At 52.8% G+C, this 11650-nt stretch carries 10 protein-coding genes and 1 rRNA gene; 8 read left to right on the forward strand and 3 right to left on the reverse strand.

The genetic code is table 11. The features are described from left to right. Positions 1–37 precede the first annotated feature (37 nt). The 4 genes from obgE (at position 38) to B5D23_RS12070 (ending at position 3824) form a co-directional block, all read left to right on the forward strand. Complete coding sequence (obgE, locus tag B5D23_RS12055; protein WP_078685698.1) at positions 38–1057, forward strand: GTPase ObgE; 1020 nt, start codon at positions 38–40, stop codon at positions 1055–1057. 59 nt (positions 1058–1116) lie between these two features. After that, positions 1117–2253 carry a glutamate 5-kinase gene (proB, locus tag B5D23_RS12060; RefSeq protein ID WP_078685699.1) on the forward strand — a complete coding sequence of 379 codons (1137 nt, stop codon included), beginning with the start codon at positions 1117–1119 and terminating at the stop codon, positions 2251–2253. A 182-nt stretch (positions 2254–2435) separates the two neighbouring features. Further along, positions 2436–3392, forward strand: coding sequence for a chemotaxis protein (locus B5D23_RS12065; RefSeq protein ID WP_078685700.1), 957 nt, complete (start codon positions 2436–2438; stop codon positions 3390–3392). 3 nt (positions 3393–3395) lie between these two features. Then, on the forward strand, positions 3396–3824 hold the full coding sequence (locus B5D23_RS12070) for an Hpt domain-containing protein (protein ID WP_078685701.1): 429 nt from the start codon (positions 3396–3398) through the stop codon (positions 3822–3824). Here B5D23_RS12070 and B5D23_RS12075 read toward each other — a convergent pair. The 3 genes from B5D23_RS12075 to B5D23_RS12085 form a co-directional block, all read right to left on the reverse strand. Next, positions 3819–5255 carry a DNA integrity scanning protein DisA nucleotide-binding domain protein gene (locus tag B5D23_RS12075; RefSeq protein WP_078685702.1) on the reverse strand — a complete coding sequence of 479 codons (1437 nt, stop codon included), beginning with the start codon at positions 5253–5255 and terminating at the stop codon, positions 3819–3821. The genes B5D23_RS12070 and B5D23_RS12075 overlap by 6 nt on opposite strands. Positions 5256–5452: 197 nt before the next feature. Then, positions 5453–5866, reverse strand: coding sequence for a peptide-methionine (R)-S-oxide reductase MsrB (gene msrB / locus B5D23_RS12080; protein ID WP_078685703.1), 414 nt, complete (start codon positions 5864–5866; stop codon positions 5453–5455). A gap of 107 nt (positions 5867–5973) precedes the next feature. After that, the gene (locus B5D23_RS12085) at positions 5974–6960 is read right to left on the reverse strand and encodes a YheT family hydrolase (RefSeq protein ID WP_078685704.1); all 987 of its coding nucleotides are present in this window, start codon (positions 6958–6960) and stop codon (positions 5974–5976) included. A 192-nt stretch (positions 6961–7152) separates the two neighbouring features. Here B5D23_RS12085 and B5D23_RS12090 point away from each other — a divergent pair, with 192 nt between their 5' ends. The 4 genes from B5D23_RS12090 to B5D23_RS12110 all read left to right on the forward strand — a co-directional run. Beyond that, positions 7153–8517, forward strand: a complete 1365-nt coding sequence (locus B5D23_RS12090) for an L-serine ammonia-lyase (protein ID WP_078685705.1) — start codon at positions 7153–7155, stop codon at positions 8515–8517. Positions 8518–8613: 96 nt separating this feature from the next. After that, the gene (locus B5D23_RS12095) at positions 8614–9096 is read left to right on the forward strand and encodes an adenosine-specific kinase (protein WP_078685706.1); all 483 of its coding nucleotides are present in this window, start codon (positions 8614–8616) and stop codon (positions 9094–9096) included. Positions 9097–9251: 155 nt separating this feature from the next. After that, entirely contained in the window at positions 9252–10913 is a 1662-nt protein-coding gene (locus tag B5D23_RS12100) for a YcaO-like family protein (protein ID WP_144012615.1), read from the forward strand. 565 nt (positions 10914–11478) lie between these two features. Further along, positions 11479–11650, forward strand: a 16S ribosomal RNA gene (locus B5D23_RS12110); the annotation flags it as partial.

Consider the following 11650-nt stretch of genomic DNA (forward strand, 5'->3'; position numbering starts at 1 on the left):
TTTTTTTATGCGCGGTATACCGCGCTGGGAGTGAAATATGCGCTTTGTCGATGAAGCAAGAATTTCCGTGCGTTCCGGCAATGGTGGCAATGGCTGCGTGTCGTTTCGCCGTGAAGCTCATGTCCCCAAAGGCGGCCCTAATGGCGGCAATGGTGGCAAGGGTGGAGACGTCATCTTTCGGGCATCAGAAAAACTTCTGACCCTGTATGACTTCCGCCTCAAGCGCCGTTATGAAGCCAGAAATGGCCAGCCCGGCATGGGATCTCAGTGTAACGGCAGAAATGCCGACGACCTGATTATTGACCTGCCCGTTGGGACGCTTCTCTATCAGATTGACGAAGACGAAAACGAGACCCTGATTGCTGACCTTTCCGAAAACGGAAAGGAAGTTGCTGTGTGCAGTGGTGGTCGCGGTGGTTTTGGCAACGAGCATTTTAAGTCGCCAACCATGCGCACCCCGCGTTTTGCCCAGCCCGGCGAAAAGGGCGAAGAAATGAACGTCCGTCTTGAGCTGAAAATTCTGGCAGACGCGGGCCTTCTTGGATTGCCAAACGCTGGCAAGTCCACCTTTATTTCTACGATTTCCGCAGCTCGTCCAAAAATCGCCCCATATCCGTTTACGACCCTGATTCCGAACCTCGGCGTTCTGATCAATGACTTTGGGGAGCACTTTGTTGTTGCAGACATCCCCGGTCTTATTGAAGGCGCACACGAAGGTCTCGGCCTCGGTCATCAGTTCCTCAAGCACGTTGAGCGGACCAGTTTTCTGGTGCATGTGCTCAGTGCCGAAGAACTGGACGCAGACGACCCGTGGGCAGGCTTTGACCTGCTGAATGAAGAACTCCGCCGCTACAGCGATGAGCTGGCCAAGCGCCCGCAGCTGGAAGTCATTAACAAGATTGACTTGCTGTCCGAAGAGGAGCTGAATGCCCTCAAGGAGCGCGCCGCTCAGGAAAAGAGACCGGTGTTCTTCATGTCTGCGCTCGAAGGTGACGGCGTGGACGCTCTTGTTGAGAAGATGTGGCGCCTGTATGAACAGAGCAGAGAGCAGAGGTAAGACCCCGGCTTTCGTTTTCATCTGACGCTTGGAAGCTGAATATTCGGAGAAGACGGGAAATGGACGTAAATGAACATCGTCAGAGCGTACTGAAAAGTGCGCGGCGGGTTGTGGTCAAGGTTGGCAGCGCTGTTTTGACGAACAGTGAGGGCCTTGATTTGCGTGTGGTCAACAGGCTGGCAGACCAGCTTGCGGCACTGCACGACAAAGGTGTGGATATTGTCCTGGTGTCGTCTGGCGCAGTTGCTGCCGGGCGTGGGCTTGTTGCTGGCGAACTCAAGGGTTTGCCGGGGCGTCAGGCTGCTTCGGCCATTGGTCAGAGTCGGCTCATGCACGCCTATGATGAAGCCTTTGAACGCTATGGCGTTGTGTCCGCACAGATTTTGCTGACCCGTGATGATTTGCGAAACCGGACCCGTTTTCTCAACGCGCGAAATACCTTTGCGAGTCTGCTTGGTCAGCGTGTGATTCCTATTGTGAACGAGAATGACACTGTCGCTGTTCAGGAACTGAAATTTGGCGACAATGATTCTCTGGCAAGTCTGGTGGTCAATCTGGTTCAGGCTGATCTGCTGATTAACCTGACTTCGGCCGCTGGCGTGTACGACGCCAACCCGGACCGGGACCCTCATGCCAAGGCTCTCAAGAGCATTGAAAATATTGCCTGTCTTGATCTGGACACAACATGTGACGGCAAGACCACGGTGGGCACTGGCGGCATGTACTCCAAACTGATGTCTGCCCGTCGGGTGGCGCAGCTTGGAATTCCAACGCTGGTGGTCTCTGGCAAGGAGCGCTTTGTGCTCGACCGGATTTTTTCTGGCGAAGAGCTGGGCACCTGGGTTTTGCCAGAAGAACACAAAATTTCTCGTCGCAAGTTCTGGATTGCGTATAACAATACGCCAGACGGTTCCGTAACCGTTGATCCGGGTGCTGCCCGTGCGGTTTTGGAGCATGGCAAAAGTTTGCTCCCCGCAGGAATCCGAAGTGTCGAAGGCGACTTCGAGAGCGGTGCACTGGTCAAGATCCTTGATGAATCAGGCGACATGATTGGTGTCGGCCTGAGCAATTATTCCGCGAGTGACCTGCAAAAAGTACAGGGACACCGCAGTGAAGATATTTCCAAGGTCCTTGGGCACTGCAATTACGAAGAAGCTATCCACAGAGATAACATGCTGATAGACGCAGCCGTATAAAATAAGGCCGTGATATTCTTTGCAAGACCTTACCCGAACAGGGTGAGGTCTTTTTTTATGCAAAAAAAAGAAAAATGCAGAGGAGAGAGAAAATATCTGTTTGCCGTTGCATAAAAAAAATTCCAAGTGTAGAAAGATAGTGGAGAAGTGGCGGCATTTATGCCGCGTCAGTGGAGGTCCGTATGGCAAAAACCGATATTTTGCTTGAAAGCGGAACAAACGAGCTTGAGATTTTGGAGCTGTTCATTACTGGCCGCTCAGCTTCTGGTGGTGACCCTGAGCAAAGCTTTTTTGGCGTGAATGTCGCCAAGGTTATGCAGGTCATTGAAAGCCCGCAGCTGACGCCTCCAGAATCCGCATCGAACGAGTGCTACATGGGAACGATTTCCTTACGTAAGCATATTGTTCCCGTCCTTGATCTTGCGGTCTGGCTTGGCATTGAGCGTGAACCTCATCCCTTTGAGGTGGTGATGGTCACGGAGTTTTCCAAGGCCGTGACGGGGTTCCTTGTTTCTGGAGTGACCGAGATTCATCGTGTGGGCTGGGGGGATGTTGCCCCGCCGCATGAGTACGTGAGCCGGATGGGATCGACGAGCATCATCGGCATGGTGAACCGGAACAAGCATTTTATTCAGCTTTTGGATCTTGAGCAGATTATTACCTCGCTCGAAATGGACTCCACACGTTTTGACATTGCGCCAGAAACCGTTGCCTCCCGCAAGTATCGTGCGCTGGTGGTGGATGATTCGCCGACCATACGCATGATGCTGAGTCGCAATTTGCAGGCTGCAAATTTTGAACTTCAGGTGACGGGCAATGGGCAGGAAGCGTTTGAGTACGCGCAGCATATTGCCGAAAAGGCAGAGAATGAGGGGCGGCCCGTTCAGGATTATCTGGATATTGTCATAGCGGACATTGAGATGCCGCTGATGGACGGCTTTACCCTGACCCGACGCATCAAGGAAGATGATCGGCTGACCGAGATTCCTGTTATTTTGTATTCGTCGCTCATTACCAAGGAGCTGCGACACAAAGGGGAGTCGGTTGGTGCTGTCGACCAGATTTCCAAGCCGGATATGGACCAGATGGCAGAACGTGCCATTTCCATTCTTGAAGGAAAAAAACTCCAAGGACTGTAGGCCATGACGCATATCGTGCCAGATCAGGATGTACTGGATGTTTTTATTGAAGAGTCTCGTGAGCGGCTGAGTGAAATGGAAGTTGGGCTTTTGGATATTGATCGCTTTGGCGAAAGCTCTGATCCGGAAATGCTCAATTCTGTGTTCCGCTCAGCCCATTCCATCAAGGCCGGAGCCTCGCTTTTGCGGATTCGAAGCGTTGAACGGCTTGCGCATTATCTGGAGCATGCTCTGGGTCGGGTGCGCAGTGGACATATTTCTGCGGATTCAGATCTCGTGACGGCCATGCTTGAAGGGCTGGACGCCCTGCGGGATTTGATTGATGCCGCGCCCAACTGTACCCGGGTTGATGTCTCTGACGAAGTGCTGTGCCTTCGGGAAGCCCTGGGCCGCGCTGAATGCCGGGCGCCAAGTGCAACCATAGACTCATGAGTGTTTGAGCCAATCCTCCATTCTGTGCGGTGTGCTGCTCCTGCTATGGGAAGGCGGGAGCGGGCACGCCGCTGACATCTCGACTCCCCCAAAAATAATGGAGACAGGTCTGTCGCAGGACACCACGACCACAATGATATTGGGTCGTGCTGCCGTGAAGCGGAGTGCCGAGTTGTAGCGTGCGCCGCGAGAACGGTTTTCTGCTGGAACAGCCGCTCCATCAAGCAGGCATCCAAAGCCGTGCAGGGTGTTGTCTTTGCGAATGTGCAGGGCGCCGTCCACCTCGGCCAGATTTCGTGCGACCTGCAAAAGTTTTGGGTTGCTGAGTAGAAGCGGTTCTTCCAGACGCTGGCCTGCAAAGCTGACGCACTCTTCCTGAAAATCCAGCACCAGCGTGCATCCATGCCGCCTTTCGCGTGTGCTTTCCACAATTTGTGAAACCGAGCTGAACAGGTCGTGCTGTTCCTCGGAATCCAGTCCTGCCTCAATGAGCAGTTCCTCAAGTGAGACCAGATTGGCCTTGCGGGTAGAGGAATGAAACGAGCCGTCAGAAAAACTGCATAAAAGCTGGTCTTCCAGCCAGAGGAAGCCATGTGTTCCGCAAAATTCTGCACGCAGGCTTGCTGCCCCTTCTGGGCAGTGCTCGGCAATACCAACAATACTTTCCCCGTCAGAAACAAGAAAATGCCCGCTGGTCTCCACAGACTGGAGCAGTTTTCGTACGTGCTTGTGGCTGTGAATGGCTGGGCGTTCGCTGTGTTCTAGGCGGGCCAGAAAATGGATGTGCCGCAGGGCTGAGGGTTCAATAAAGCAGAGAATGCCCCGTGGCTTTTCTCCTTCTTCCAGTGTTTTGGAAATGGCGAGAATGGCATCAAGCACAGGAAAGATGCGAAGCTGGGTGTCCATGCCGATGAGTTCGGTTCGGGCATCGACAATGGCATTGCGCACTGCGTGGGTGCTCCAGCCCTGAAGCAGGGTCCCGGCGAGGTCCAGCAGAAGTGTGTTTTTTCCTTCATAGGCCTGCGACATGACCCATGCAGCGTGTTCGAGCCAGTGCTCTGTTGGTGAGAGAGAGCAAAGGTCTGGGTGTTGCTCGGTACACCAGGTTTGGTGAAAAACACTGCCACAATGGGCGCTGTAGCTGATGATGCCTGTCATGCTGGGGCTGTCGCAGGGGCGCATGTCAAAAGAGGGGAGGGTGGAATGAATAAAGGAGCAGGTCCGCCATTCCTGTGATTCAATGAAGAATTTTTCGAGTATAGGCTCGTGTCCCCTGAGCAGGTCCTGAGGGTCATAAATACAGATGTCGCTGGTAGGCGTTTCCGCATAAATGAGCGCGGCCCGGCTTGGCTGCGAAAAATGGGAAAGGCCATCGCGCAGGCCTTCCTGAACATGATAGGCACACAGATTGAAAAACGAGGATGCATTCATAGTTGGACTCCATGCAGCAGGTCTGTATTTTTTGTGCCAGAAAAAGCAGGGAAGGGAAACTGTCTTCTTGTGGAATTGTATAAAGATCTTGCTGTGTGTGCTTCTGTGTCGTGTGGCTGACATGAATGCTTTGTTCTGCATAAAAAAGAGCCACCAGAGGGGTGGCTCAGAGAAAAACAGGGGCGGCACAGGGCTTTTTACGTTGTGCCTCCGTCTGGAGGCATTTCCTTAAAGTCCAGACAGACAGAGTTGATACAGTAGCGCTGCCCTGTAGGTTTGGGACCGTCCGGGAACACATGCCCCAGATGCGCCTCGCACTGGGCGCAGACAACTTCTGTGCGGATCATGCCAAGGCTCGAATCCGTATGATACTCCACAGCATCCTTGCGAATGCTTTCAAAAAAGCTTGGCCAGCCTGTACCTGATTCAAATTTGGCGTCCGAAGAAAAGAGTTCATTCCCGCAACAGACACAGAAGTAGGTTCCTTCTCCCTTGAATCGCGCATAGCGTCCAGAAAAGGGCGCTTCTGTTTCCCGTCTGCGGCAGACGCGATACTGTTCCGGGTTGAGCGTTTTCTGCCATTCGGCATCTTTTTTTTGGATTTTTTTCATGGCGTATCCTCCGCACGCGACAGGCGCATGATCGTCGACGGTTCTCCTTGTCTGAAATTTTATACTAGCTGGAAAAGCGCGTTTGATGAAGTCCCGGTCCAAGAAACTTAGGCACAGGCAGTTCGAAGGAATTCAACAGCGCGGAGTTCTGACCAGAACAGTCCGTCTTTGGCTATGCGGATGAAGCCCACATGCCCGCCATTTTCTGGCATTTCGAGCGTGAGCTTGTTGTTGGCCTGCGCCTCTGGGACTGGAAAGCAGCCCGGCCCAAGGAAAGGGTCGTTTCGGGCGTTGAGCAAAAGCGTGGGCACGGAGATGTTTTTGAGTACAGGGCGGGAGCTGGCTTTTTGCCAGTACTCGTGCGCATCCCGAAAGCCAAACAGCGGGGCCGTGTACTGGTTGTCAAAGTGCTCAAAGCTGTGAATGCAGCCAAGTCCCCGAATCTGGATAAGTTCAGGAAACATTTCGTGTTTGATGAGAACCTTTTTTCGCAGGCTTCGGAGCAGGTAATGGGTATAAAGAAAGCCTGAGGAACTCCCGGAAAGTGCGTGGACTGAGTCTGTGAGATCGCAGGGGGCAGAGATGGCAACGGCTCCTGCGAGTTCTTTGGGGATGCGGTCAGGGGCTTCACCGAGGTACTTGAGCGTCTGGTTTCCTCCCATGCTAAAGCCAACAAGGACGATTTGCTCCCAGATGTTCATCTGACTGGCGTAGCGTACAACATGGTGCAGGTCGTCTGTTTCTCCGCTATGGTATGAACGTGCCCGCAGGTTTGGCTCTCCGCCACAGCCGCGACAGTTGCGGGCCAGCACGTCAAAACCCGCAGCATTAAGTGCTTTGGCCATGCCCTTCATGTAGGGGCGGGTTGTATTGCCCTCAAGACCGTGAGTCAGGATTGCCAGACGCTTGGGCTGCTGTGTGGGCGTGCACATGCTCCAGTCGAGCTGGAGAAAATCACAGTCTGGGGTTTCCAGCCGTTCCCGAACGTATTCGATCTGTGGAGTCGGGCGAAAAAACGAGGGCGCGGAGGTCTGAATGTGGCGGTTGCCCAGAAATCTTGGGGGGGTATACTTGGAATCAGAAAGTACAGGCATTGCCTCTCCTTGAGCTGCGTGGCAGAAGATAGTGAACGAGGGGGAACGGTGACATAAATCATCCGCTTTTTCCATGAGTTCACATGGACTTTACAGGCTGAGCTGGGTAGGAAAAGCCTGTTTTCTCTGGCGAGTATCTGGCGGTGTCGCTCTCCGCCGTTGTGTATCCTTTATGACTTAGGTGTGCGCATAATGACAGCAATTTGCACCTCAATACTGGACCTGTTCAAAATAGGTCCCGGACCATCAAGCTCTCACACCATTGGTCCCATGAAAGCAGGACGGGACTTTTTGGATTTTGTGCGAGAACTTCCTCCCAGTAAACGCTCAACTGTGACATCCGTCAAAGTTCATCTGTATGGCTCGCTTTCGGCGACAGGCGATGGACATGGCACTGACAAGGCTGTGGCCGCGGGGCTGCTGGGCTATGCTCCTGAGACTGTTCCCCAGGATTTCATGGAAAACCTTTTTGAGTCTCCAGCCGATGAGCAGCTTTTGCCTCTTCAGGATGTCCGAGTTCCGCTTCGGCCTGATGACATTATTTTTGATGAGGTCTCACACTCTTTCCCCTACAACAATACGCTTATCATCAAAGCCCATGCGCAGGATGGTGTTGTTGCCGAGCGGACCTATTATTCACAGGGCGGCGGGTTTATTAGCTATGAGGGGGAACCTGAACCCGAACTTGGGGACCCGGCTTATCCGTATTCCAACATGCACGAACTCAAGGACATCCTTCGGGAGAAGGACATGCGCTTGCATGAAGTTATTCTTGCGAATGAGGCGGCAGTGCATGGCCGGAGCACGGAGCAGACCTTTGCCCACGTCGACCATATTATGGATGTGATGATTGATGCGGTTGAGCGTGGGCTTCGCACCGAAGGGGTGTTGCCGGGGTGCATTGGACTCCAGCGAAAAGCCCCGGAGCTTTTGCGGCGTTCGGGACTGGCGCGGCATGAGCAGGACCGTTTTCTGATGCTGCTCAATGCGTATGCAATGGGCGTGGCCGAAGAAAATGCTGCGGGCCATAAAGTTGTGACCGCGCCGACCTCTGGTTCCTGTGGTGTTATTCCGAGCGTGGTCTATGCCATGCTGAATCTTTTGGACATTGGGCGTCAGTCTGTGCGCGAAGGCTTTCTTGCTGCTGCGGCTGTTGGTTTTTTGGTGAAGCATAATGCCAGCATCGCCGGGGCAGAAGTGGGATGTCAGGGCGAGATTGGCACTGCGTCTTCCATGGCGGCGGCGATGTTGTCCTATGCCCATGGCTATCGTTTTCAGGTGACGGAAAATGCCGCAGAAATTGCGCTTGAGCATCACCTTGGCCTGACCTGTGACCCGGTCGGAGGCTATGTGCAGATTCCCTGCATTGAGCGAAACGCGATGGGTGTTGTGAAAGCATACAATGCGTATTTGATGGCGACGCTTGGCAATCCCTCTGCGCAGGTGATTGACCTTGATAAGACGATCTGGGTGATGAATCAGACCGGGCGTGACATGAACGCCAAATATAAGGAGACCAGTCTGGGTGGCTTGGCCGTGCGTATGCCCCGCTGTTAGTGGGGATTGCGTCTCGGAGCCTGCTTGCGTATTCTGGCTGTGTTTTTTTACATGATTCGCAATGCTTGCGGACTATCCACTCAAAAGGAGCTTCCTATGCAGCTGACGACTGTAAAGATTGAAAAGCCCGAGGATATGAATTTTATTCTTGGACAGTCCCATTTTATCAAAACTGTTGAAGACATTCACGAAGCTGTTGTCACAACGGTTCCCTTTGCCAAGTTTGGTCTGGCCTTTTGCGAGGCATCGGACAAGCGCCTTGTTCGGTATTCTGGCACCGACGAGGAATGCCTCGAGCTGGCAAAGAAGAATGCCTATGCCTTGTCTTGTGGACACAGCTTTATTCTGTTTATGAAAGACATGTTCCCGATCAACATCGTGAACGCCATCCAGAATGTTCCTGAGGTGGTGCGCCTGTTCTGCGCAACGGCAAACCCCACTGAGGTTATTGTGGCTGAGACCGAGCAGGGCCGGGGTGTCATGGGCGTGATTGATGGCTTTGCCTCTGCTGGTATTGAAGGCGAAGGCGATATTGAAGACAGAAAGAAATTCCTCCGGGCGATTGGCTACAAGGCCTAGTCTGGAATTGCAGTTTTTGTGGCGGTGCCTTTGGGTGCCGCCTTTTTTCTTGTCTTTGTCCGTTTTTGGGGCAGGAGCGCGTTTTGTCTTCGTGAGCGTATTGAGATAATGGCTTTTCCGTGGATTATGACTTGAACGGGAGAAAAAACGTGCCCATGAAATATAGATTTCGACTGCTGGAGACGCAGGCAAGTATTGGATTTGGGGCCTATGTCCCTGAGGATGATATGAGCCTTGGGGAGTTGCTGGAGGAGCTACATCGCTCTCCAATGGATGAATTTTTGCGCGGTGCAGCAATTCGGGCTGTGCAGGATGCGCCTGATGAGGTGCTGCGGTCCTGTGCCCAAAGCACAGACCTGATAGAGCGTTCTCTTGTGCGTGAGGCTTTTGCTGGTGATGCGGAGAAGCTGAAGGAACTTGGGCTTGGTGAGGCTCCAGACGCGGAAGAGTGTGCTGCAAGTCCTTTGGTCGATTTGCGAAATGCGGCGCGTGAGAATCAGGCTTTGCATTCTCAGTGGGCTGAACTGCTCCAGGCAAACATCATGCGGCACGAACCGTTACCAGAGGCTGCGGAGCTTCCGGCCTCGCCGTATTCGCCTGAGGAGTGCGCAGAGGCGGGGAAGGATATTGTCGCGCTGAGTGACCTGCATTTTGTTCCCAAGAAAAAGAAGGTTCCCAAGCTGCCGACTTGTGATGCGCTCACGTGGGAAGCGCAAGGCAAGCTGGAAAAGGCCGGGGTAGAATTGTCGCAGCAGTCGCGGCATACAGAATCTTTGGCACCCAATGGCCTTGTGCGGCAGTGGCGGCGGAAGGTCTCCGTGAAGAATGGAGCGCTGGAGTACACGCTGGAAGGGATGCACACCTCGTTTGGCCGTGGGATGGATTTTGCGACGGCACAGGTGGCGCTTACGATGGAAATCGTGGAGCGGTATTCGAGCTGGGTCTCTGTGGATGGACTGGAATTACCAGAGCAGCGCTCATCCAGAGCGCTTGTGCACGGAAGCTACGAAGAATTGCGCGCTGCGGGCCATGAGATTTTTGATCCCTCACGTCTGCCGCTGAATGTTACATATAGTAATGAAGCGCTGTATTGGCTGCCGTGCGACATGGCCGGGAAGAACGAGACCTGTCTGGTCCCGGCGCAGTGCCTGTTCCTGTTCTGTAACCTTGATGAGCCTGCGCTCTTTGCGGGACTCGGTTCAACAGGGCTTGCAGCGGGGACGGTGATGGAGCAGGCCCGTCTGAGTGCTTTGATGGAAATCGTTGAACGAGATGCGGAAACCGTAACGCCAGTTGATCCGGCGGCATATTTTAGAATTCGTTCAACGAAGCCTGAGGTTCAGGAGCTTTTGGACCAGTATGCCAGGAAGGGCTATGACGTTCTCTTTATGGAATGCACCTCAGAACTTGGCATTCCCTGCTATCATTCTTTTGTAACAGGGCCGCAGGGGCAGCTCATGAAGGGCGCGTCTGCATCTCTGTCGGGACCAAAGGCCGCGCTGTCGGCACTGCTCGAAGTCCCATATCCTTTCCCTTTTGGTCCAGAATCCCGGAAAGGCCCGGCTGAAGCACCGTACAAGGTGCTGGAAGACTTGCCAGACTTCTCGACTGGGAACATGGTGGAAGACCTGCGTATGGTTGAGCAGCTTCTTATAGAGAGTGGGCGGCGGCCGCTTTATGCGAATCTGACGCATAAGGAGCTGGGCTATCCCGTGGTGCGAGCGGTTATTCCGGGGCTGGAATTACTTCCAGACTATGATCCTTTTACTCGGATATCTCCACGCGTTATCTCGCGTATTTTAAGTAAAAAATCATAAGTTACATATACTTAGCTGGTTTTCAATGAATGAGAATGGGCAGCTCATCTCGGCTTTTTTCAAAAAAATATGGAAAAGGTGTTGACGGGGTGGGCTGCTTTGCATAGAAACGCCCTCCGCCGTTTGAAAAAGCGCGGTTCTTTGAAAGTGAAGAGTGACGAAAAACAAAAGCGAGAGCTTTCTGTATTTTCGGTAACAGTGCGAAATAAAACAAACTTTTTTAAATTTGTTCTTGACGGAAACATCCGGTCGCGCTAGAAGCTCTTCCACACGAGACGCAGTTCTCGTACTGATCTTTTCAAAATAAATCTTCAAAAGGGTCTTGACGGAGCACAACGCTTCGATTACAAAATGTCCCTTACGACGAAGCCGCTAAGTGGCTTCATCGAAAAAAGATTTTTGAAAATAAGTGTTGACTGGCTGAATTCATTCAGCTAGAAACGCTTCTCCGCTAAGCGGAAACGCGAAGGCGACTTGGTCTTTGACAATTAAATAGCGAATCAAAGTAATCTTGAAAGACAGCTTTGTGTACTGGCAAAAAGCTAGTTCACAATAAAATATTATCAAACTGGAGAGTTTGATTCTGGCTCAGATTGAACGCTGGTGGCGTGCTTAACACATGCAAGTCGAGCGAGAAAGCTTCTTCGGAAGTGAGTAGAGCGGCGCACGGGTGAGTAACGCGTGGATAATCTACCTAGAAGACTGGGATAACAGTTGGAAACGACTGCTAATACCGG

The sequence above is a fragment of the Desulfobaculum bizertense DSM 18034 genome (assembly GCF_900167065.1).
Taxonomy (GTDB): Bacteria; Desulfobacterota; Desulfovibrionia; order Desulfovibrionales; family Desulfovibrionaceae; genus Desulfobaculum; species Desulfobaculum bizertense.

Excerpts from the sequence above, each read along its gene's own strand:
- obgE (WP_078685698.1), top strand. The coding sequence starts at position 38 with ATGCGCTTTGTCGATGAAGCAAGAATTTCCGTGCGTTCCGGCAATGGT.
- proB (WP_078685699.1), top strand. The coding sequence starts at position 1,117 with ATGGACGTAAATGAACATCGTCAGAGCGTACTGAAAAGTGCGCGGCGG.
- B5D23_RS12065 (WP_078685700.1), top strand. The coding sequence starts at position 2,436 with ATGGCAAAAACCGATATTTTGCTTGAAAGCGGAACAAACGAGCTTGAG.
- B5D23_RS12070 (WP_078685701.1), top strand. The coding sequence starts at position 3,396 with ATGACGCATATCGTGCCAGATCAGGATGTACTGGATGTTTTTATTGAA.
- B5D23_RS12075 (WP_078685702.1), bottom strand. The coding sequence starts at position 5,255 with ATGAATGCATCCTCGTTTTTCAATCTGTGTGCCTATCATGTTCAGGAA.
- msrB (WP_078685703.1), bottom strand. The coding sequence starts at position 5,866 with ATGAAAAAAATCCAAAAAAAAGATGCCGAATGGCAGAAAACGCTCAAC.
- B5D23_RS12085 (WP_078685704.1), bottom strand. The coding sequence starts at position 6,960 with ATGCCTGTACTTTCTGATTCCAAGTATACCCCCCCAAGATTTCTGGGC.
- B5D23_RS12090 (WP_078685705.1), top strand. The coding sequence starts at position 7,153 with ATGACAGCAATTTGCACCTCAATACTGGACCTGTTCAAAATAGGTCCC.
- B5D23_RS12095 (WP_078685706.1), top strand. The coding sequence starts at position 8,614 with ATGCAGCTGACGACTGTAAAGATTGAAAAGCCCGAGGATATGAATTTT.
- B5D23_RS12100 (WP_144012615.1), top strand. The coding sequence starts at position 9,252 with ATGAAATATAGATTTCGACTGCTGGAGACGCAGGCAAGTATTGGATTT.